The following is a 23,326-nucleotide window of genomic DNA, read 5'->3' as shown; positions in this document are numbered from 1 at the left end:
TATCGAAGATGTATAACCCTTAATTATTACGAATTTAGATAGTCTTCTTCCGACGCATCTTCATATTGCTCAACACTAGTGTCTAATTTTTCTTTTGTGTCAGGGTCAACAATAAAGTCGTCGGGGAATGGATGCGGTAGTGGAATAACAATAGGAGGTGTGGGATTAGGTCCACCATGATGCGGGCTAGTTATTTCTTTTGATCCGCAACTCCCCCAATGGTGATGCGCTGCTGAATAACAAGTCCAAAGATTAGTAGATTCATTAAAAGTGCAAGAATTGGCGATCCTGCTCGATGGAGTGTAGCATTTTCCTGATTTGTAATTTTTTGCTGCACTATTTGCTTTTTGCATAGCGACTTCTTTGACGCTATCCGTTCCATAAAAGATTTTACCCATAATTTGTTTTTAAATTGATTTTACATAAAAATATATTTTTAAATCCAGAATATCAACAAAAAATAGGATAGAAATAAAATAACTATAGTCGCAAGAAATTAGCTGCAGTTAATGTTTTATGAAGCCACCCGTTAGAGTGGCTTTTTTTCTACACGTTCAAGCTGAATTTAACGTTATCGCCATCTAACAATTTCGTAGTTGACTCTAAGTTGTTTTCATAAATATGAACGTTGCCCAACATAATTGTAATTGACTTCAATGGCAGCTTGATCTGCCGGCTGATCAGGTACAGGTGGTATATATCAGCGGGCAAACCTAGAGACGCGTCCGAAGATCTTTGGTAAGCACTGATTACCAACTTTCCTTTATCTATCTGGAATTGAATAAGAGACAGACACGGCTGTTGATTACTTTCTGTACCATTCGATCCCAGGAATAGCACATAGTTTTTTGAGGATCTCCTTTCCTTATTAATTTTATTAATCAATCCGGGGAGCTGTTCGAAATATGTTGGATAAGAATTTACAAGTATCGGTCCGCAGTAGTCCCACCAGCTGACCCCGATCTCCCTATACCGTTCAGTAAGCCTCTCTCCTTTCTGAAATAACTCCAACTCTGCAGATAATTTTTTACGAGCAATGAGATGACCTTCGAAAATATCCAGTAAGTCCCCGGGGTATAAACTAAGCTTTTGGTTTAGTAGATATTTGATGATTCCCTTCTTATTCTCTTGAACCTTTCCTTTGTTCAGGATCTTTCTCAAAACAGAGTGATATTTATTGATAACTTCCATGGTCTTTTATTATAATATGTATATTTGCACCTCTCACAACGACAAAATGCACAAATTGCCAGCAAGAGCTTTTAGCCTCCAGCGTGGTGCTTTGTGCATTTTCTTTTTGAAGTTGTGAGAGATGAATAAAAGACTGGAGGCTACTTTTACCCCCTAAGGTTGTTATTTTATTTTTATACCGAAATACCAAAGTATGACAAGGATGATTATTAAAACACCTACTGTACCCCAAATTATTCCTTTTGAGGATGGGACGCTTACCGTCGACTGATCCGAGAGAGATTCCTTAGAGCTTTCTTTCGCCCTGACATCACTCTCCTTAGCATATTCGACGTTAGATTGCCTAAAAGCTTCGGTCAAAGTATTGGTAGTTATATCGCCTGATTTGCTACCAGTATATCTCACATTACCCTTGGCCTTAATGTTACCATTCTTATCGATTAAAATTTCGTCTGCTGTCAGATCGTGTTTGGTTTCCGAATTATCTACAGTCGCAGTCCCTGTTTTTTCGGACGAGTAAGACTTATCAGAAAGAGTTTCATCGCTCTTTTCAGACTTTTCAATCTGATACGACTGCTTAGCAACAAATTTTTCTTTTGTTGTCTTCTTAAACAATCCGCAACCACTAATTAAGATGCAGATTGTCACCAATGTTATTATTCTCATTTTCTTTTGTTTCTATGGCTAATCGTAATAACCGGCATTCTTCCCTCAGTGCCTGAAGTTCAATTTTCTGATCATGGAACAACAGTTGAAAATTAGCATACTCTTCTTTTATGGCTTTCAATGCTTTTTTGCAAGTATTTTCACCCTCGATCGCAATCCGTAGCTTTTCCTTGAGGGCCTGGATCACTCCATCGGACGCAATCAATTGCTTCTCGAGTCTTTCAGCAATATCTTCAGACATCGACAATACCTTTTTGGCGTTGTCGACGATCCCTCCGTCCTGTTCGATTCTTTCTCTTGGCTTGCTTCTTATGTAAACCCATATGGCTCCGATTCCCCCAACCAATGCCCCCCAGAGATTTGGTAAAATATATTCTTGTATAAATTCCTGCATATTAATTCAAATCATACTTTGCTATAACATTAGCCGTGAAACACGCAAGATTTACTTTATTACTGTCATACGCAGCCATATCTTTAGCATTGTCCATAAAGCATATCTCCGGTAACGCCACTGCTCCTTTTTTTCGCATTAATGCTAACTTGCCTCTTGCGGATTGGCTTTCAGTCTTAACCCCGCGGTTAGGTATCCCCATTATACGGGCGTATCCGTCAACAAGCTCCTTGGCCATTGCCTTCGAACGTTCATTGGCATTGTCAGCGATCAACACTTCTACGCCTCTTGCTTTACCGTTGAAGGCGTTAAAATGGGGCTCAATAACTACATCTTTGTCGGTTGGATTAATACGCCCCAAATACTGGCCGAGCGTCTCGTTATCATCATCTTGCTCTACCTCTTTACCCATTCTGCGGAGCTCCTTGTTGACCAGGTCACGAAATATCTTTGTCTCATCGGCCTCTTTACGGCCGTTTACCCCTATAGCTCCGGAATCCTGATTATGATGCCCGGCGCTGGAATGAATTATGTACTTCATAGAAAAATAAAAATCCCCTCAGTGTAGTTAAACGCTGAGGGGAAGAAAGGTAAAATGAATAAAAAGCTTCTTTTTTATAATGGTGAAACTACGCGCTCCGGATCGTGTAAGCCGTTCCATTCGATGAGATATTCGTGATTTATGATATCATCATCACCCTCACCATGAGAACCACCGGCGTCTATAGATGATTGTTTCCCTTCGTTGCCGCCAAACAACAATCCACCAATGGTCTCATACCATATCGTATATATCCCACCACATTGGATATTGCGCATAGCGTCGTGATTATCCTGGTTGGTTTCGTCGACTCTAAAAGTTAATGCATAAGCTCTGCTTGTGGTTTTCTTTCTGCGTCCGGATATATTAACAACAGATGGAGTTGCTTTCGGAATCGAACCAATACCTGTTAACACACGGATATCGTGCTCTTCATTCGTTGAATCGTTTCCTAATCTTGCAGCCCATTCCGTCGCTAAACTAACATCCGTAAATGCAGGCGCATTTCCTTTTGCAAAGTAGACCTTGTGGATCTGTGAGTTATTTATTTCGGGGGCGCAATTGTCGAATTTGAATGATGGTAATACTTGTTCGCAGTCTTCAGGACAGATTATACTTGCCATAATTAAAATGTTTAATACAAATATATTAATATTTGTTATTTATAAATCAATATTTTAAAATAAAACTACGCTGGTTCTTCCAACGCTGTCAACCGATCCTCTATAGATGCCAGGCGGCCTTCTAATCCCAACACATCAGCAACGGTAATATCCTCACCATTGATCTTTTTGAGCTCTTCTTTAATTGCATCAATTTGTAACTGCTTGTTACCTTTTTGATTTTGATCTAAATATCCCATATTATTTATTTTTGAATTTCCTTGGTTCCAAAACTTAGTGCTATCCCCATCATAAGAAAGCCTACCGGGCTGTTCTGCAAATCCATCCCACCGAATAGTTGACCTACCACTTGATTAGCTTCAGGAGCATATGTCAATATCACGGCAATAACGATCAGCACCAAAATCGCCCAAAGCCATGAAGGAAGGTTTTCCCATAATAATTTATTCCAGTTTGTCGGAATTTCCGACGATTGCAGATAAGGTCTAGCCTTAATAAGGGTGTAGAGGACTATCCCCAACACACCTAGTATAATGTTTAAAATCATTTCATTAATCTTGGTAAGTAGTAATCATTTAGCTCATGCCATTCAGCCCATTGCTCTTCCGTCAGAACGTTAGTAAGAACACTCATTCGTATTCCATTACCATGCTGCCATTTTTGTGAGTTGGTCTGGTTCTCCCATTTCGCTGGCCATATCCAAAAATAGATGAAGCCAAAGTATATTGCTATAGCAAGAACTATCAGACCGATAACGCCCAAAGTATCCTGATATAACCACACATCGATATTTATCGAGTAAACGCCAAGGATGATCATTAGTGGCATGATGATAGCAGCTGGTCTAGGCATACTATGAAAGAGCCCCAGCGCTTTGAATTTGTAATCGCCTACAAAAAGGCGTGTTAATAGTTTATTCATGTTATTTAGATATATTACCAAGTTGTTAATGCAGATCTTACCCATGTGTTTGTAGCTACGCACACATAAATATGTGTAGATGTTATTCGTATTTCTCCGGTAGAGCCTGTTGCTGTAGCGGATATAGGAGCGGTGTTAAGGGAGGATAACCTATATTGAGCCGTTGTTAGGTTTCCCTCAACCGTCGCATTTCCCGAAGAATTAACCTCGAATGCATTGATTCTATTGTCATTATTTGTTCCCCTACCAACAACAAAAAGCCCAAAACTAGAAGGAGCATTATATTGCCCTACTAAAGTCTGTTGAGATGACCCGGAAACTAAGCCTACACCTCCTACAGTCACTGACCTTAAATGAGTTGCTGAATTACCTTGCCCTCCTATATTAGCTGAGCCACTACTAGTGGCAGAGTTGCTAATCCCTGTTGACACTGAGCCTTGGCCTGACGAAATATTATTTTCACCTAAAGCAACAGATGAAGTACCCGAAGCTGTAGAGTTGTATCCTGCTGCAAAAGAGCTTATCCCTGTAGCCCCGTATGTATTTGATACAGCAACACTTCTACTAAAGTCTATAGCCCCCAACCCAATGTCTCCAAAATAAGCTGGGTTTGACGATCTTAATCTATATCCTATTCCGTTACCTTCATTCAAAGCTTCTATTACTGACTGGGCATCTACATATGTTTTATTCGTTAAGTGACCTGCACTAGTAGGAGGTGTAATTGATGAGATATTACCTGAAAAAGATGCTGAGGTTCCACTTAAAGGTGCAGTTATAGTTATATCAGTATTAGATACTGACATTGCATTAACTCCTCCTGCTGTAAGTTTTATTTGGGGGGAGCTCTCTGCAAGTTCTATACTGGAAGAAGATTTAAGATTTTGTAAGGATATATCGTTACTTTCTGCACTTGCTTTACCTACGAATCCTGATATAGAAGCATCTGCTCTATTCCTGAAATTTATACGAGCTGATCCTTGAGTCCCATTACCTCCAGTTATATTTATTGTACCTGCTGAGGGGCTTGCTTGAACAATATTGAAACTGCCTGTTAAAGTCCCTCCGTTTAAAGATAGCTTAGTATCTACATAAGTTTTATTGGTAAGATGACCGCCCACGGTAGGTGCAGGGTTTGAATTTACATTACCACTGAATGTTGCTGTAGTGCCCGATATTCCCACTGTAGCGGATATAGCTGTATTTGAAACAAGTAATCTACTAGCATTATTGGTCCTAAGATCAACTTCGGGAGATGAGCCACTAACTTGTACCCCCGATGTTGTTAGCGAATTAAATAAGGTGATATTATCGGTGGTAGGACTAGGCTTTCCTACATACCCTATTTGATTACCAATCGCTTTTCCTTGAAATCTTACATAAGCTGTACCGTCTCCAGTATCATTTCCTCTAAGATCTAGTATTGCACCGGATGCCGCAGACGGTCTTACAACTGGGTTATTCGTGAAAGTCTTAATTCCGCCTATAGATTGGGTTGTAGTTAAATCAACAAATCTTGTGTCATACCCATTCCACTTATCTACTTCGGTTTGAGTGAAGTGTTTTGTACTCCACATCCTTCTCCAAGTAGGGTCAGTTGTATTAGGCCCAAAGTTGAAGTGAAGATCCGAGGCATCATCTAGAGCTAATCTTGCTACAGCAGATCCAAGTCTAAATATATTAAGTATATGACCATTTAAAGTCGAAGGTATGTTTGTTGAAGAGTTGGAGTATCTGTATATACCTGTAGTAGATATCTCTTTTAAGTCACCCACAAAAACCGAATTATTTTCTACTCCCCTTCCAATCCCAAAACTTTCGACCCAAGGTCTAGTAGCAAGTATCTCAAACGGAGTATATGCAGTAGTAGATATTCCTGATCTTAGATATAATACATTACCTTCATCGGTAGCAGATTTAAATAAATCAAAATCACCTAAAGCCGAACCGCCTCCTGCTCTGCTATATTTAAATCCTCCACCTGCAGCTACGGGATACCCAACTGAACCCGAAGTTGTATTGTAAGGATAAAACCCAGCCGGAGCGATAACAGATGCGTCAGGGAATGTCGTAACTGGATTAGGGAGTAAAGAAGATAAAGCAACTGAATTTCCTCCACTAATGTCTATTCTGCCCGCAGTAGGACCTACAGATAAAGTTTGGGGTGATGGTATTTGGGTAGACACCCAATCTCTATCAGCTAATACTACCCACGGGTTCCAAGTGCCTGTACCTGAACCGCCCCTAAATCTTAATACATTTTCAGAATTAGAATTTTTCCACAACTGAAATGCTCCTAAATTATTGCTGTCCCCCGATCTATGGAAGGTCAGACCACCGCCTAAAGTGGAGGGATAGTTTGTTGACCCAGTTGTATTAGTGAATACAGATAGACCCGCTGAACTGACTGGTTTTACATCCGCATCGGGTGAGTCTGTAGAACGTAAACTATTTAAAGTAATCGTATTTCCGCTACTTATGGAAATCGATCCTGTACCGCTTGGTTGAGCTGTCAAAGTTTGCGGTGCAGGTATTTGAGAATTTACATAATCTTCAGAAGCTATTTTTGTCCATGGCCTGAATGCTCCGTTAGAAGATGTCCTACTTCTAATCCACATTTCATTTTGATAGGAATTAAATAGTAATTGTGAGCTCCAGGCTGTATGTCCTACATTTAGCATTTTAAAGGCGCTTGTAATAGGTATAGTATCATCACCAAGAAATCCTTGACCGTAAGTATATACTCCTAAATTAGATAATTGATCTTTCGGGGGAATAGCACTACCTCTACTTAGGCCATTTACTCCGATACCCAAGTATCCACTTGTCATCACTTTACCCGCTGAAACTTCTTCAACCCCTAATGCATCTACACCAACAGAAAAAGTAGAGTTGCCTGATTGATTAGCCGTAAAGGTTGAACTACCAGTTAACCCAGCACCCGTAGACATCGTCAAAGTACCATTGTTAACTGTTGGCGTAGCAGCCGTAATAGCATTGGACACAGCTAATGTAGTTGGATAAGTCGTATTGTTGGCAGAAGCTAAAGAAGTTGCTTTGTTAGCTACTGCTTCTTTCGAATCCAAAGATGTTTGTAGTCCTGTAACCGTCGATATAGCCTGCACTCCTGTATGCGTTGCTCTGTCTCTTAGTTGGGCGTCTGTACTATTCACGGTAGCACCAGTTGCAATTCCGTCCAGTTTTACTTTGTCGGTTGAACTCATAACACCTGCTAAAGTGGTCGATGATACAGGTATAGTAACTCCTGTTCCATCTGAGTTAGTTATGGGTACAGTTGTGGTAGTCCGAGAACCTACAGCAAGATTAGATGGCAAATTAGGTGAAGTATTGCTTATTACTCCCGTTGAGCTGTTATAACCGATCCCTGTGCCAGCCGATAAAGAAGCTCTAGCGCGCGCCTGAGTAAAATATAAATTCGTAGATCCTTCGGGTATTTGATCTGTATTATCTACCGATGGAGAAAGCAATTCAATCCAGTTCGCTAACGTTGTTGCTGGCGAAGCTTGTAGTATGAAAGACTTATCGATGTCATTCCTTACGGCAACATCACCTATTTCAGCGGCTAAAGCTAGCATCTGTGCCTGTGATGAAACTACAAATGTTTCGGTAATCGCAATAGATGGTAATTGTCCTGCTGGCAATTTACCATCAGCACCTAACGTAGCTACCCCGTTAACAGCACCTTTTTCGGAACTGTTTATTTTGTTATTTAGTTGGGTTTGTATTGCACTAGTAACGCCTGTCAAGTACCCAAGTTGGGTGTTTGTTACAGCGCTTACGGTTACTTTTCCGCTGGCATCACTTATCAAAGCCCTATTAGCTGTAAGGTTTGCCGTAGTAATTGTAGAAGCTCCTCCGGTTATAGTGGCCTGTTTCGCGTCTAGTGCTGCCTGTAGACCACTAACTGTACTTATAGCCTGCGTGCCCGTGTGGTTCGCTCTAGCCCTCGCTCGAGTGTAAACATCCAACGCAATGCTATCGATTTGAGCATTGGTATAGCCCGCAGATATTAGAGCATCGTAATCCTCCTTACTTCCGATGTTAGTGTAGGATCCTGCCTTGCCTGTCCATATAAGTCCATCGGGGGATTTGAACAGATTTGTCGAATAAGGAACGGATCCTGTGGGAAGGCTCCCCTGTGTCTGTCCGAAAGCTACCCCGAACAGCATCATAATTATTAATATATACTTCATTATCTTATGTCGATTATTTCGAACTTCCATTTTGCACCCGGAATTTTTGTGAATTGTATGCCCTGAACATTGCTAAACACTACGCCACCAATCGGAAGATCAGGATAGGAGTTATTAAGATCTGATCCAAGCGTATCCATTGTAATCGTTTCATCTGGAATGTAGTTAAGAGAAACAGAATTCAATTGCCTAAATGTCACAAACTGTCCCTCTTCTTCAGCATCTTCTCCCCATACAGGCTTTTCAAAGTAATTTTCCTCGGAAAACACATTATCCAGATCAAGCATCGCGACGTTTTCACCGGAACGTTCTTCAAGCTGTTGGAGCGTCACAAACTCGTCTTCTTCCTGAGCTCTTTGCCCTTTTACCCGTCTGTCAATAGTGATAAACTCCGCTACAGATGAAATTAGGATTGTGACTATTTTTTTTACTTTCAGTATGCTTTTCATCTTATATCTTCTCTATATAAATGACAGATTTGTACGGTGGCATGTTATTATGCGTATCGTTAGCCTGACTGATGTTCACCGAGATCTTTGATAGGTTTTGATGAGCCCCACTTGTAGCTGTAGCATCAAGGGATTTAGTTCCATTAATACCTGGTGTCGAAAACACAAGCTTCTCAATGGTATTGTTCCGGGCAGATCCGGCGGTCCGATCAGCTACTCCAGCTACTTCAAAAGAACCCTGTTGAGAAGACGTTAATCTTACTTCTTTTTCACCTCCTGTTGCCCCAGCTGGATAGGTAGAGCTTTCACCAATTAGAAACCACGATCCATTTCCTGTATATCGCTGCCAACCGGTAGGAATATTAGCCAAAGTGCCGTTCCACTGCACAACAATACCTGTAGGAATTTGTATCAAAGAGTCTGCTAGCGTGTTAATTTGACTCTGGAGGTCATCCTTGGTTTGGGTAATCTCAATTTCCAGATCTGAAATTTTGTTCTGGATTTCCTCAAGAAGCGTCATTGATATATCCCCATTGTCATCGCACAGGAAAGAATTGTAAACAACAATGATATCCGCAATGTTTTCTGAAGAAAGACCGGTAATATATACCGGGGTCGCAGCACTAAACAAATACGTACAATCAACAGAAACAAGAGCCTCATCGACTTCATGGCTCGTTATTTCGTCCCCACCGTTGGTAATCCCGATCTTTAATGTAAATGGCTCTTCGCTCAACCGCTTGACATACACTGCCAGCAAGCCGTTATCCTCGTCAAACAAATTTGGAAGACTGATCGCCTGGTTCTGATTTCGGAAACGCTTATATCTCGTCACCTGACAGATCGGGGCGATATCGGTATCGCCATCATCGAACATGACCGAATCAATAAAGTCAATAAACTCGTTGTAATCGAGCTGACCACATTGATTGAGGTATGCTTTAATCTGTTCTTTTGTTTTAGTCGCCATATTCTAACCGCAGCACGTTGTATAAAGTGATTCCTCATCCTGTTCGAATGTCAGATCTAAGCGTGCGTAACACGGTGGATTTAACCATTCGAGATTTTCAACCTTTACATTTTCCATCTGGGAAACATAAAGACCGTTGTTGGTGGTGACTAAAACATTAGGGTGCAAACCGATCATCGTTAGTGATTCGATCAGCCAATCGGGGGCAATTAGACTGATCCGATATCGGTTCGTATATTTTACAAAGCTAGGAATAAACCGACCTTCAATTTCTTCTCCTTCTTCGATTATTCCTGGAGTGGATCGTTCAATTGCGCTATCAGCAAATAACAGATTCTTGTAGTTATTTATGTAACTGATAGCGGCAATCTTACAATCCCCTGCCCACTCTATTTTGATAAGTTCACTCAAATTAACATTGCTGTCAATTTTAAAAACCTCACTGTAATACTTTTGTCCGGACTGAAACTCAACCACCGAATAAAACGTTCCATTGCACATTTCGAGCGGAGCGATTTCACCGTTGTTAAATCTGAATTTTAACTCTTGACCGTTGTAAAGATAGTTTTCAAATGAATTATCAATATTTTTTACTAATATATCAATATTTTGGTTAAGATTGAAAGCAGAACTTCCATCTAAATAATTTACGGTCCAGGAGATCACTAAATCATTATCGTTTCTCATCCTTCGGATCTGAAACGGCAAAAGAAAATTAGCACCACAGAATAGATCAAATACGCATGAATGATTTGAAGCCCCTTCTCTAAACCTAAATTGTTTTCTGATGTTATCATACATCGGAAAAGCTGTCTTTAAATAATTATTTATCATCTCCCGTCATTTTCATGGTGTTCATAATTGTTTCCTCCCGTTCCTGGCTCAGTGCCGACATAAATGGTATAACCATTAGTTGCCGAACCGCCAACAGATTCGGTTGCCTTGTATACCTGCCTATCTGTTTCAAAGGTCACGCGCTGCGCATTGCTAAAGGTTACCACACGGTTTTCTGTCTCAATAGGATTTCTTGTATTCCGAATAGTTATTTTTGTGTTAACAGCTAAAGAAGTTACCGTTTTTGGGAATATCTTGTCAGCATCATAATATAGAGCAACCGACAGATCTCCGAATCTTCCAGCACGACCTACCGAACGAATATTTATAATCTCACCGAAAGCATGTGTAGTAGCAGGATTACCGACTAAGATGCGCACTTTAGCTTTTTTGTAGAGCGAATATTGATTTGGATCGTAACCAGGGAAGTAAGCTATGTACTCAAATTCATCGATCCCAACATAACCGGGAGATGGAGTGTAAACAAATGAACCATCTGGATCCATTTCAACGGTTCCGTCCATCAGTGTACTTTGATCATAACTGTGTACTTGCGTTACTTTGTATTTAACCGTTCCATTAAGATTGTAAAAAATATCATTTGACAATACACCAGAGGCAGCATTGACAGTTAACACTGTATCTGCAGCCATAGTGTATTTATCATCCAAAACACCGTCATTACCCGTCCTGCTATTGGGCACAAACGGATTTTGTAATCCGTTGACGACTACAGACACCAGGCCGTTATTTGAGAATACATTACCCTTTTTCAATCGATATATAAAGGTGTCTTTTGGTATACCTAATGGAAAATCATTGCGATACCCGATTTTACCCGTGTATCGTACCTGACTACCAACAACCTCTAGGGAAGCATGAAGCGGCTGCTGGACAATTTCAATAGTCGAGTCGCCAACATTAACATCATTGGCCATAACGTTAAGTAACGTTGGCAATTCCATTTTTACCTCGAAGTTATCATTTACCACAAGAGGCGCCTGTTCTTCAGGAGTTTCGTATTCGTCCGTAGAATAAGCTACCGTCAATGTCAATAATTCGGTGTGATAATCGAATGATGACTTTTGTATTTCCCCGGTACCAAGGATTGTCTTCACAGGTGCGTCTAGGTCGAAATCAGTATTACATCCAAACGGTATCTTAAAGTCCACCCCGATCTTCGCTTTGACAGAGCTTTCAAACGTCTCGGGTTTATCATTCATATATCCATGTCTGAAGCTTCGATTGTGACGGAAGTATTTATCCTGGATATGAGCAACAGAAAGACAATTGTTTGGCTCGATATAGTTATCCAAGATCCCCTCTTCAGAAAGCATCCGATATTGATTACCGCCGATATGTTCAGCTGCTATGAGAACCAGACCGTCTTTTGAAGTAGGATCTTTCTCGTATTTTTCGCCGTTTGCATTGACCAGGGTATATCCGGTAAGGATACTGTATATGTCTGTAGTAATAACTTCTGTTTTCCATTCTTTCTTCCGTTCGCCACGCTCGGCCATTGTACAACCGTTGTTATAATAGATAGATGTGCCTTGGTGGTCTTTAAGTGTCATCAATGTGAGCACATCCGTATTCTTGATCGAGTTTTTCATCGTCCACACTTCCTCCGGATATTGCATATCGTTGTTGTATGAATACTTACCCATCCCCGCTAACCATTTTTGATAATGCTGAACCTGGGTAATGTCCTGGACTTCCTTATTCCGGAAGAAGGAAATATGTTCAATGATTAGTGTGTCGTTCTCGATCTCGTAATCCAGATTATATAGCGTCACCAGATCGTTCCAAAGTTCAGTCCATTTGATGTTGGCGATGGTAGCTCGCTTTTCCGCAAACGGCCGCTGGACGTCTGTGATCTGGGCCATAACCAAGTGAGCAACCTGTGTTGCTTCTCCGGTCACATAATTCACGCCGGAAACATTCTCCGCGTTGATCTGAAAGAAATCTGATTTGATATTCAGATTGAACACGGAAGTCGCAAAATACCGGAGTACATCGTTTAATCGGATATATCGGTTATTGGATCGGAAGCTGTTGCTCCCAAGGTAATCGAATATATACCTCTGCACATCTTTTACCTCACCCACAGGCAATGTTTCTCCAGACGATCTGGCTGGATCAAGGAAAGTAAACAACTTTGTATCGTCAAGAGGTTTTATCCAAGTGACAATAACATTATTACCGGTAACTTGTGCCGGGCCAGATATATCAATCTGCTTGATACTCCACTGCCCCGGCTCAGACTCTCCGCAAATATCTATGTCAAAATATTTAAAATTGCCTACTCGCTTTTCGCAAATCTTATCCAATACAGCCACTTCAGAACCATACACCAATTCCACTCGACTAAGTCCGATATCCAAAAGGTTGACTACTTTCTCCTTGTTCTGATCGATGATATTATATACAGAAGTGCCCTGTACTTTTAAGGTAACACGACAATGGGTTAAGTCCCAATCGCCGTTAGAGAGTAAGATGAGCCCTCGGCCTTTCTCCACGTACCCTTCATTGCATTGACGTTGAATGATCAGGTGCAACTCCTGGCATCTGGCTGAGCTTTGCTCAAGAGGAAGAAGTAACTGAAAATCTTTTCCAATAAATGTGACGGTACCGGAGAATGTTTCTTTAAGTACAACACTTTCTCCTTGCTCATGGTCCTGCTTTAAATCTCTAAAGGCAGGATTTACGGGATGTAACACCCCATTAATTTCTATAAAAAATAAATACCTTGGTTCCATTATGCTTTTTTCTTCCAGATTATACGTTTATGATTGACACCTATGTTGACGATCCAATGATCACCCATATCGATGCGTTCTTCTTTATTTCGTTCGTTATCCAACATTGCTTTGTTTGTATTAGCGATATCCCTAAGCGCATCATTGTCGACATCTTGTCCGTGTGTTCCTCCAGTAGCCTGGTGCTTTTGAGCCAGTACGACAACGTTGTTCATATCACCCTTATCAACTTGCGCATTCTTATGCACAGAAACCCCTTCATCATTTAGTTGTTGAAATAGCGGGATCAAATGCTTGTTTCTAGCTGTAATCGCAAAGAATCCCTCATTACCTTCAACTTCTGCTATTCGCTTCCCAGTCTTTTCGTTGTACACTCCTAACCCGCCCTGCTCATGAGACGGACCGTTTAACAAATGAACACCACCTTTACGGTACGATGGAACAGATTCAGCTTTCATCGCTTTAATCTGGTTTTTTATACTCATCATCGTCGCAAGCATAGAAAGGCCAGCTGCTGCAGCAAGAGCCACACCCACGAAAGGAATACCGGAGTGAGCTTCGAAGATCTTAGCGGCAGCAAGCCCCAACTGACTTGCCTGTACAGCACCATTTAATGCAATCTGTGCAATAGCCAGTTTTTGTTGCCGTTTTTGAAGTTCTTCCTGCTGGGCAATCTCTTTATCCCGCTGAACCTGCAGCGCATCTAGTTCGGCCTTTTTACCCTCCACGTTAGAAGCATACCCTTTCTTCTGAGCCTCGATCTCTTTATCAAGTTCTTTCTCTACATCGGAGATCTGCTTGGTTAATGTATCGATCTGCTTTTGCTTGGCCTGGATCTGAAGGTTTAATGATTCCTCAAAAGCCTGTGCGATTTGAGAGAAAACCTGTTTATAGGAATCTACGATCAACTGCGCATCCTCATCAGACATATCGATCCCCAACAATTGAAAAATATTCTTTTTACCCCCTTCTTTAGCTTTTTCTTCGATCTGTTCGCTCAACGTGGAAATTAGAGCTTCGGTCTGTGCAATGGCGACCGCATTCTCTTCACCGCCTATAGCTTTAAGTATTTCCAAACGCTTTTGGGCAGCATCAAGCGTGACCTGCAAACGGATCATTTCACGAAGCCTTGCCTGTTTCTCCTGGCCCTTACCGGCTACTTTTATCAGATCAACTTTTGCAAGCTCGATATCCTCTTGGTCTTTAAGATCCTTCAGCGCATACTTAGCATTGACGGAGGCAATCTCCCGGTTCTTCTCCTCAGTGAAGTCTTTCTCAACACCGAATGCATCTTTGTACTGCTCAGTAATTTTTTTGTATTTATCGTCTAGTTCTGCCAATTCAAGATCCTGATCTTGCTTATTAATCTGCAGGAGCAGTTTGTTGGAATCACTTTGCGCTGTTGCCAAGTTGTTAAAATAGTCTACATCGATTGCCCATAACTTAGCTATGTGCTCCTCGGCCAGCTGCTCACTAATTTTATCAAGAGAAGATTTGAGTCTATTCTTTTCTTCTTCTGTACCTTTAAAGTCTTCTAACTGGCGTTTAAAGCTCTCAAGTTCCTGTTGGTACCGGATCGATTCAAGCTCCTTCGATTTTTCGGCACTTTCCTCCAGCTGCCGAGTCAGGGTTTCTTGGCGTTCGTATTCAAGATCAATCAGCTTACGATTAAAATCCTTAATGCGTTGAAGTTCCTTTTCTCGCTCCCGTGCAGCCTTGTCCATCTCCTGCTTTCTTTTATCAGCTGCTCTTTTGCGTTCATCCTCCATTTCCTTGTTGGTCTTGGCTTCCCAAACTTTAAAATCATGTAAGGCCTCCATTTGCTCTTCAGATCCAGCCTTGGTCAATGCCAATAAAGTGGAGTGCAATGCCCTTTCTTGTTCTATAACCTTTTGGCCAGCTGCTTTACGCAATTCGATCTCTTTTTCAAGAGCAATTTTCTGCGCTTCCAATTTTTCACGGTGTGCAGCATCATTCTGACGTTGAATCTCGAAGTTGAACCCTTCGTTGTAATTTTTTACGACATTCATCGAATCAACAAAAGCATCAATGGCGGCTCCGGCCCCTTCAGTTAACAGAGTGTACAGAACTTTGATAGGCGTGATCATCCATTGGAAAATTGCATTTCCAACACCCATCGCTATGGCTTTTATTTTATCGAATCGCTGTCCCCACTTCTCGGCCTCGGGACCACTCATTTTTATCGATGACGTTAACCTGTCCCAATTGGCGATCAGATAACCAAGGGCTATAATTATTAATCCTATCCCTGTTGCAGCTAATGCAATACGAAATATTTTCAAAGCTCCAGTTGATGTTCCTACAACGGTAGTATAAAGTGCTTGAGTTGCAGTAAGTACCTTATTGGCTACACTTTCCCGATTTTTCAACTGTACCTGTATTTCCTGAAGTCCCTGGAGGACGGCAATGCCGGCAGCCAACTTAGCAGTGACTTTTTCTAGGTCTTCGCTTTCTGCACCGAATAGAGCCATTGTTCCCTGTGCGACATTAAACCCTGCGGCCACCAGAGACGCGGACTCAATAAGTGTATCGAGTCCCTGTGTATTGGAAGATGTCTTCTTTAATTCATCGTTTACCGCGGTTATTGCCTGCTTTATTTCGGTGGCCTTGTCCAGTAACGCATCATATTCTGCAGTATCCACTTGGCCCTCAATACGCATCCGAGCCAGCTGTTGGATAGTCTCCTCTAACTGCGTATTTAGCGATTTCACTTTATCTTCCAATTCAGGGACGATCCTGTTCCCTAATTCATCGAATCCTTCCTTACCCGCATTTTTAATGCGTTTCAATTGCTCTTCAGTATTTGATATCTCCTGATTTATCCGGATAATCTCTTGTGGATTAGTCTCTCCCTTTAGTGAATCTTGGAAGAACTTGAGTCGGTCAGTCAACTGATCCCAGGATAAAGTTGATATATCAACAACTTCGGTGGTACGGCCGAGCATTTGGTTGGCCGTTTCGATATCAGCAGAAAGCTGCTTGAACAATTCGCTCGATGGATCCATCCCCTCCATTTTTGAAGAAATGAAGTCAATAAGCACCCCCAGCTGATCAAGTTCATTGTTCGCGCCGTTTATGCTCGATCCTAATTGATTAAGTTCTTCAGGACTGAAAGCTCCCATTATTGAGTCTGAAAGCTTATCCACCAATTCACCTGACTCCTGAAGCTTAGAATTCATTGGAGTTACCGCTTTAGATGCCCTATCATATACCGCAACAATTTTATCACGAAGGATTTCCATATCCTTGGCGAATACTTTTATCTGTGTAGGATCGGTAGCACTAGCAAGAGCCTTTTTTGCATAGTCAAGCCCTCTTGCATATTCAGCGACAACTTTACTCTGCTGATCACTAAGCTTAATATTTTCGTTCTGTTTCTTTGCAACCTCGTCAAAGACCTGGATCATAATCCGCTCAGCTTTCGCCCGGTCTTCCGCTGTCTTTTTTGCCACCAATGTAGCCTGCATCTGCTCATTGATTTTTTCTGTAGAAGCAGCAGTACCGGCAACAATCTGATCATTCATCTTCTTAAACGATTCTCCTGTTTCCTTCGCTTGGTTTTGCACTGCCTTGGCGCTTTCAATAGTTTTACTAAGAGCTTGATCAACTCCGGATATATCTATACTTAATGGAATTTCATAACCTTCACCTGCTGCCATAACTATTTTTTGTTTTTAGTTCTTTGATTGTTGCTTTGCTTTTGGTCCTGCACTCTCTTTTTGAAGAGTTCGAAAAGCCTCCAGAATTCCATGCAGGATGTTCTTTTTAAGGCATTGAATGCATTCTTATCTCCCTCAGACATCATATACCACAGATCAATCCAGCTCTTCTTATTTTTGACCTGCTCGTATTTGATACTTTTTACTCCTCGGATCTCGGTATCGGCGTCTCCTGTAAGATTTTTATTTGAGAGGATATTTTTTCCAAATATTCCGGGGTAAGTGTACTCGAGCTCTCGCCGATAAGCCTTGAAAAAACGAGAGCTAACTGAAAAAAATCACCGATCGCTAGCCCCTCCTTTCTCCAGCCATCTATCTTTCTAGATATTCCCTCATCAGTTATTTCAGAACGGTCTTCATTCTCCTCATTGATGAACAGAGCACATAGTTTCAACTGTACCGGCGTTCGATCAATAGCATTTAATACACTTGTTTGCATGTTGTGAGCTAATACCGCGATATCCGCAAACTGAAGCTCATTGGCCAACTTGGTTACCAGTGCCCAATTTTGATGCATTTCTGAAAATGATGATGTGCCATACTGAAGCTCAAGGGAAAGCTCTTCATATTTAGACCAACGAGCGATACTGATATCATCAGCTTCGATAAAATAGGTTTTGCCGTTCGCTTTAAACTGGCGAGCCTCGATATTGATGTGTTTAATTTTCATTGATATTTAGTGATTAAAAAGATTGATAGACAAATCGCATAAGGAAAAAAGAAGACATTGCTTGTGCTTGACAACTGAGAGGACAGAAACAGAAATGACCAAAAAGTAAGCTGGCCAGTGAAGCATTTGGCGCAAAGTCCCAACGGCTTCCCAAGCCATGAAGGTAGTTTACCGAGCAACCGACCATACCAATTAAGTATATCTTCATACAGAAGGATATTACAGAAGACGTGTCCGATCACCGAACAACAAAATCCGATCATCGACCAAAAAAGAAAGAAAACCATTGCATCTAACATATGTCGGGGTCAGTTAAGGGTTCGATACAACTATCACTTAACCGGAAAGATGCTTTGATCTTCAGTGCGAAAAAATCGTACGGAGGCATCAAATACTGAGTGTTCACTTCCGGGTAAACATATTGACTGAATATAGAGGCGCTGCGCACTGGCGAAGAGACGACATTAAATTTAAGCTTTGTGATGGGGGCATCATTATAAAACTTTTTGCAGAGATACATTATATCAGCCATAGCGTTTACGCTGACCGCTTCCACATTAGCAGATATCTTTTTAGGACAGAACCAACACACCAAGGTAAGATCCGAGGTCCAGTCGTTTCCCCCATCGTGCTTGGAACCACCATCTTCAATGTAGAACATTCCCTTTATACGATCATCCGGGATCATCGGAACCGATTCCTTCTCCTGCGTTACATCTACCTCGATCGGGAACCGGATCACTTTTGTTTTCCCGCTCCCGGAAGAATCTTCTTTTGTGATCGTCTGTACCAGACCTGCCGGCCTATCAAAGTAAGGCAGATCAGTCAGGAGCATTTTTAACACTTTAGCAACGTATAGATTCATATTTTATATTTTTCGAATAATTTATCAGTCATTTCTTTAGCGACCGTATTGAGCAACTTCTTCTCTTCTTCATTTGGAGAGAGGAAGTCTCCGTACATTTGGAAACCGTACGAGAGTCTATTGGCGAGTTCAGGTTCTGGTGCTCCAAGGTATGCTTTGGCGACAAAGCCACTTGTCTCGATCGATACCACATTAAGGTTCTGGAACGTCCTCCCGCTGAAAGTAAAGTCAACATGATTTGTCTGACGACCATTTGCTTCTCTCACATCTTTCCAGGAAACCAACTCTTTTTTCTTCTTCTTTTGCTTGATCATACGATCAAACCCTGCTCCATCTAACCTAGCATAAGCGTTTGAGTAATTGTCATTGGAATAGAAGTAAGCTGGAACTCCTTTATCAGAGTACTGCTTTCCAGGTATACCTTCAGCCTGAATCCTACTGACTATATATGCCTTATGATTACTGGCCATAGCACCAGCAATTCGCTCCGCTTCCGCGGGAAGTTCATCACGAAGCTTTGTAAGTTTCTCTATTAGGTCCCGGAGCTCTTGCATACTTTTATCTAATCAAACCCTTGTACATACGATCGGAGTCACTGCAACCCACACAATCGTTAACCTGGTCAAAAGGATATGTCTGCGCCAACCAAAGGATCCTCGTATCAAATTCCTTTTTGAAGTGATTCCGTTTACCCCACAAGTGCTCTTTTGACAGCATGGTAAAACGATTGATATTGCCACTACCCATTAGCTCTTCAATTAGCACCTCCTGTGCTTTGTACGCGATTGCATGGGCAATTGTTTTGGTTTCGTCTAGCTCCAGTAGATTGCAGATACTTTCTTTTGATGTGCAATCAATCTTCGCTTCCAGGAAGATGCCGTTTGCATAAACGGAAGAGTGATCAGTGGTCAAACTTCCCACCGAAGCCGCAAAAACACCTCCTATCGACAGATAACTCTTAAGCACTGCTTCAGAACCGCCACAGCTACAGGTAGCTTTGTTATCACGAGGAAAGCCTGATAATTCGGTATCATAAACGAAGTAATAATCTATCGGTCTACCCGTGTCATCAGACAAAGGCAATTCAATAATTTCATTGAGATCATGTGTAACCGATATATTGGCTATAGTGGGGATATTTTCTATTGATTGAAGGAATTGGGGCTCGACATTTCCATGTGACTTGTAAATCGAAACAGTTACATTCCTCTCGGCAGACCATATCAGGCCAATAGCCGATATTTTAATGCTGCTACCGCGAATCAACCGCGTACGTAATCTTAATCCTGCATACTTAGGCAGGTTATTCAATGTGCGTAAATGGTTCACCTGTCCGATCCGGCTATTAAACGGCTTGTATCTACGAGAAAATCCACCTTCGGTTGCGTATTGGGCAAGCATAGTTTCTATAAAAGCGTCGATTGCTCTCTTCCGAGCCTGCCTCGTCTTTTCAACAAAGTCCTGACACCCTATCTTATCAATAGCAGACAATTTAAGTCCTCCCTCTACTTCGTCAATATAGATCCCGGAAGTACTTTCTCTATCTTCAGGTGTAACAGCCTGAGTTGCACATTCGCAATCTGTGTTTGAAATTCCAACTATTTTATTTAAGCAATCCATATATTCTTTAATAAAAAAGGGAAGGGCCTTGCCCTCCCCTATAATCACCATCAACATCGGCGCCTTCCCCCCAGACGACGCCAATTTCTTTATTAGGCGGCTGGTTTCTTTTTGAACAAAAGAATCCCAGTGACATCCTCATTACAACGAATAGGATTAAGCCAAAATCCTGTTCTAATTTTATAGGTCCAGCTATGCCAGATCTTACCGCCAATACACTCCATTTTATACGTTACATCATAACGCAAACCAGGAATATAATTCGAAGGAACTGAATACCGTGTCACGGTTGGGTTATCGATCTTTCGAGGTTCTTCTGAAAATCTAGATTTTGAACCAAACGCGACCGATCCCGGATCTAAGACGATTGTGACATCTTCCATAGCATTGGATGCGAAGCCAAATAGATCGTTACGGTAACTTAGATCCCCGTACATCGACGCCGCCGCCTTTCCGTCGTCGTTGCCAAGATACTTCTGAGATTTGTAATTGTCTTGAAACAGATTACCACCATCTAAAACCAACAATGACGAGAACTTATTCATAATTCTAGCCTGTTGCAAATAAGGGAAGAAACCTTCAGCTGTAAAATTAGCCGCATCGATCTCCGTGTATCCCGCAACGTTTGTTCCGATAGTGCCAGCGCCAGCATATCTATTTACACCGCCAAATGTTAATAATTTTGCAGCTAATTTCAGATTCAGTTTTTCTATTAGATTCTTCTCTGTTGCTAATAACGAAACAGCAACTGCTTCTTCCAATTTTACAAAGTTGCCACGGAACTTTTCTTCCTGTACTTTGTACGAAGCTTGAACAAACGTATCTATTTCCTCTAATTGAGACTTACTCTCTGGCTCTGTCGCTTGGATATCACAAGAATCGTCATCAGTTACTTCATCATCGGCGTTGTCTTGGCAGAAATCTACCCAATTCACGGATACTTGACGATCCAATGATTCATCTTCGATTTCCTTTACATTCGCCGTCTGTTGCTCAGCTATAACCTTAGCTGTTGCCATATCCGGGTTATAGTCACGATTTTTAACCTTATCGTGCCATTTTTCCTCCATCCGTAACTGTAATTCTACTAGCGCGGTTTTATTGAATTCCCCTGCTGCCATTTTTTTTAAATTTTAAGTGAACGACTATGCTTGTTGTTTATTCCAAGCTTCTTTAATTTCGTTCCGCTGTTCAATGGGAATACTTCTGTCTTGAATTGTCTTTAGGTACTCATCCTCGTTTTTCGGAACTGTTATAGGTCCACCTGTAGTAGTTGTTTTGTTGCCTTCTGTGCCTCTTGCGCTGCTCTGTTTGAAATCAAAGTAGGTAGAAGCAGTGTTTTTAACCAACTGATTAAAATCAACTAGGTTGCCATGATCATCGCCTAGAGCTTTACCTTCTTTCTTCACGATAAAGGAACCGTCCTCGGCGGTATCATAGTCATAACCTTCTAGTTCACGCAAAATGATTTCCTTTTGCTTGGCCGCTTTTGCTTTATCATCAGATAGCACAGGGTTAAGGCCATCAAATACTTCAAGTGCCTTAGCCTTGACCGATGTCAATGTACGTTCCCGGTTGAATTTAGTTTCAGCCTCCTTAATAGCCTCTGAAACCTTAGTATCAACGTCCTTATTCGTGTCGTCAAGCTTTTTCTGAAGCTGGATAAACAATGAATGCTTTTTAACATCATCATCAGTCAGCCCGTTTTTACCTGCCTCACGATCCAGAGCGTGAACGGCTTTGATCAGGTCAATGCCTTTAATAGAATCATCCGTAACACCGAATTCAGAACGCACTTGCTTTTCAAGATCTTTCAGACTTTCCGATTTGCCTTTTTTGTGGCCATCATTGAACGCATCAGTTTTTAATGTACCGATACGATTTTTGTCTGATTCAAGAATAGTATTTAATTCTGATTGAGCATCGAAATCCTCTCCATCTGCCTTTGCGACAAGAGCAGCAACTTGGTCATCTGACATTTTATAAACGGTCGTCAGCAGTCCCGCCAGTAATATTTGTAATCCTTTCATGAGAATTATTTTGTTTATTCAGGGTTAGTGTTTTTTGATGGTTTAGCCACCGTAACTGAAGGAGAAGAAACTACAACATAGTTCTTTGCTACTTCCTTATTCTTCTGGATAAGATCCCATTCGCGTGAGGTAAACTCAGAAGTTACCCCCGACTTTCTGTGTTTAACTTTATATTTCTCTGCCATTATTGAGCTTCTTTAGGAGTTTCTACCTTAATTTTCCAACCTTGTTTGTCCTTTAAAGAATCCCAAGCGAGTTTTGGGAATTCTCTTTCAATACCATTTTTAACAGCCATAACAACATCCTTAGTGAGTCCAGGAGATTTAGATAAGGAACTAGCGGACTCAAGCTTCTGCTCTAGGCCTTCAATAATAGTTGCTTTACTTTCATCAAGAATACCGTAATGCTTAACTTCATCTTGCAGGCTAGCTATTGTTTCGTCCTTAACTTTGATAACCTCATTAGCGTCATCGATAGCCTCTTCCAATGCATCTTTTTGAAGCATTAATGAATGATTTTCGCCCTCCAATTGCTCAATACGATTCTTGTATTCTTCCTCTCGTTCTTGAAGAGAAACTTCTTGTTTTTGATCTTGGGGAGTAGATCCAGATTCTTTAGGGGTTGATGATTGTTTGGAAGCAGTTTTCTTTGCTCCCTGGTCTTTATTTTCTTCGAGTTCTCCCATAACAGAATATTAATTTAGAAATATATAATACAAATATATTAATATTTTCTATGTGCAAATTATTATTTTAAATTATTTTGTATCTTTGTGTTAAGGATTCTACCTGAAAAGGAGCTTCCTTGTCCGCAAAGCCTTAGAGAAATCTAGGGCTTTG

23 protein-coding genes are annotated in these 23,326 nt (G+C 41.2%); all 23 read right to left on the bottom strand.

Annotated elements, in window-relative coordinates; translation table 11 throughout:
* Positions 1-26 precede the first annotated feature (26 nt).
* On the bottom strand, positions 27-398 hold the full coding sequence (locus FAZ19_RS16355) for a hypothetical protein (RefSeq protein WP_136821828.1): 372 nt from the start codon (positions 396-398) through the stop codon (positions 27-29).
* A 148-nt stretch (positions 399-546) separates the two neighbouring features.
* Positions 547-1,191: a thymidylate synthase gene (locus tag FAZ19_RS16350; RefSeq protein WP_211245522.1), complete on the bottom strand. Its 645-nt coding sequence runs from the start codon at positions 1,189-1,191 to the stop codon at positions 547-549.
* 162 nt (positions 1,192-1,353) lie between these two features.
* The gene (locus FAZ19_RS16345) at positions 1,354-1,857 is read right to left on the bottom strand and encodes a hypothetical protein (protein WP_136821827.1); all 504 of its coding nucleotides are present in this window, start codon (positions 1,855-1,857) and stop codon (positions 1,354-1,356) included.
* Positions 1,817-2,251: a hypothetical protein gene (locus FAZ19_RS16340; protein WP_136821826.1), complete on the bottom strand. Its 435-nt coding sequence runs from the start codon at positions 2,249-2,251 to the stop codon at positions 1,817-1,819. Before FAZ19_RS16340 ends, FAZ19_RS16345 begins: the two co-directional genes overlap by 41 nt.
* Position 2,252: 1 nt before the next feature.
* Positions 2,253-2,792 (bottom strand): N-acetylmuramoyl-L-alanine amidase, encoded by a 540-nt coding sequence (locus FAZ19_RS16335; protein WP_136821825.1) that lies wholly within the window; start codon positions 2,790-2,792, stop codon positions 2,253-2,255.
* A 74-nt stretch (positions 2,793-2,866) separates the two neighbouring features.
* Positions 2,867-3,415: a hypothetical protein gene (locus tag FAZ19_RS16330; protein WP_136821824.1), complete on the bottom strand. Its 549-nt coding sequence runs from the start codon at positions 3,413-3,415 to the stop codon at positions 2,867-2,869.
* Between the two features lie 65 nt (positions 3,416-3,480).
* The gene (locus FAZ19_RS23930; RefSeq protein WP_169305684.1) at positions 3,481-3,654 is read right to left on the bottom strand and encodes a hypothetical protein; all 174 of its coding nucleotides are present in this window, start codon (positions 3,652-3,654) and stop codon (positions 3,481-3,483) included.
* A gap of 5 nt (positions 3,655-3,659) precedes the next feature.
* Positions 3,660-3,962 carry a hypothetical protein gene (locus FAZ19_RS16325; RefSeq protein ID WP_136821823.1) on the bottom strand — a complete coding sequence of 101 codons (303 nt, stop codon included), beginning with the start codon at positions 3,960-3,962 and terminating at the stop codon, positions 3,660-3,662.
* The gene (locus FAZ19_RS16320; RefSeq protein WP_136821822.1) at positions 3,959-4,336 is read right to left on the bottom strand and encodes a hypothetical protein; all 378 of its coding nucleotides are present in this window, start codon (positions 4,334-4,336) and stop codon (positions 3,959-3,961) included. The genes FAZ19_RS16325 and FAZ19_RS16320 overlap by 4 nt, the downstream gene beginning before the upstream one ends.
* A gap of 14 nt (positions 4,337-4,350) precedes the next feature.
* Positions 4,351-8,550: a beta strand repeat-containing protein gene (locus tag FAZ19_RS16315; RefSeq protein ID WP_136821821.1), complete on the bottom strand. Its 4,200-nt coding sequence runs from the start codon at positions 8,548-8,550 to the stop codon at positions 4,351-4,353.
* Positions 8,550-8,999 carry a hypothetical protein gene (locus FAZ19_RS16310; RefSeq protein WP_136821820.1) on the bottom strand — a complete coding sequence of 150 codons (450 nt, stop codon included), beginning with the start codon at positions 8,997-8,999 and terminating at the stop codon, positions 8,550-8,552. Before FAZ19_RS16310 ends, FAZ19_RS16315 begins: the two co-directional genes overlap by 1 nt.
* Before the next feature lies 1 nt (position 9,000).
* Positions 9,001-9,969: a hypothetical protein gene (locus FAZ19_RS16305; RefSeq protein WP_136821819.1), complete on the bottom strand. Its 969-nt coding sequence runs from the start codon at positions 9,967-9,969 to the stop codon at positions 9,001-9,003.
* Positions 9,970-9,972: 3 nt separating this feature from the next.
* Positions 9,973-10,803, bottom strand: coding sequence for a hypothetical protein (locus tag FAZ19_RS16300; RefSeq protein WP_136821818.1), 831 nt, complete (start codon positions 10,801-10,803; stop codon positions 9,973-9,975).
* The gene (locus FAZ19_RS16295; protein WP_136821817.1) at positions 10,800-13,562 is read right to left on the bottom strand and encodes an Ig-like domain-containing protein; all 2,763 of its coding nucleotides are present in this window, start codon (positions 13,560-13,562) and stop codon (positions 10,800-10,802) included. Before FAZ19_RS16295 ends, FAZ19_RS16300 begins: the two co-directional genes overlap by 4 nt.
* Entirely contained in the window at positions 13,562-17,242 is a 3,681-nt protein-coding gene (locus FAZ19_RS16290; protein ID WP_136821816.1) for a hypothetical protein, read from the bottom strand. The genes FAZ19_RS16295 and FAZ19_RS16290 overlap by 1 nt, the downstream gene beginning before the upstream one ends.
* A gap of 202 nt (positions 17,243-17,444) precedes the next feature.
* On the bottom strand, positions 17,445-17,972 hold the full coding sequence (locus FAZ19_RS16285) for a hypothetical protein (RefSeq protein ID WP_136821815.1): 528 nt from the start codon (positions 17,970-17,972) through the stop codon (positions 17,445-17,447).
* Positions 17,973-18,264: 292 nt separating this feature from the next.
* Positions 18,265-18,837, bottom strand: a complete 573-nt coding sequence (locus FAZ19_RS16280; RefSeq protein WP_136821814.1) for a hypothetical protein — start codon at positions 18,835-18,837, stop codon at positions 18,265-18,267.
* A complete protein-coding gene (locus FAZ19_RS16275; protein WP_136821813.1) occupies positions 18,834-19,391 on the bottom strand; it encodes a hypothetical protein in 558 nt (185 codons plus the stop codon). The genes FAZ19_RS16280 and FAZ19_RS16275 overlap by 4 nt, the downstream gene beginning before the upstream one ends.
* Before the next feature lie 4 nt (positions 19,392-19,395).
* Complete coding sequence (locus FAZ19_RS16270) at positions 19,396-20,457, bottom strand: hypothetical protein (RefSeq protein WP_136821812.1); 1,062 nt, start codon at positions 20,455-20,457, stop codon at positions 19,396-19,398.
* A gap of 92 nt (positions 20,458-20,549) precedes the next feature.
* Positions 20,550-21,578, bottom strand: a complete 1,029-nt coding sequence (locus FAZ19_RS16265; protein ID WP_136821811.1) for a hypothetical protein — start codon at positions 21,576-21,578, stop codon at positions 20,550-20,552.
* A gap of 24 nt (positions 21,579-21,602) precedes the next feature.
* Entirely contained in the window at positions 21,603-22,487 is an 885-nt protein-coding gene (locus FAZ19_RS16260) for a hypothetical protein (RefSeq protein ID WP_136821810.1), read from the bottom strand.
* 14 nt (positions 22,488-22,501) lie between these two features.
* Positions 22,502-22,672 carry a hypothetical protein gene (locus tag FAZ19_RS23925; RefSeq protein ID WP_169305683.1) on the bottom strand — a complete coding sequence of 57 codons (171 nt, stop codon included), beginning with the start codon at positions 22,670-22,672 and terminating at the stop codon, positions 22,502-22,504.
* Positions 22,672-23,172 carry a hypothetical protein gene (locus FAZ19_RS16255; protein ID WP_136821809.1) on the bottom strand — a complete coding sequence of 167 codons (501 nt, stop codon included), beginning with the start codon at positions 23,170-23,172 and terminating at the stop codon, positions 22,672-22,674. Before FAZ19_RS16255 ends, FAZ19_RS23925 begins: the two co-directional genes overlap by 1 nt.
* Positions 23,173-23,326 lie beyond the last annotated feature (154 nt).

Source organism: Sphingobacterium alkalisoli (assembly GCF_005049105.1).
Lineage (GTDB): Bacteria > Bacteroidota > Bacteroidia > Sphingobacteriales > Sphingobacteriaceae > Sphingobacterium > Sphingobacterium alkalisoli.
Note: the sequence above shows the minus strand (reverse complement) of the source record. Positions and strands in the feature narration are given on the sequence as shown.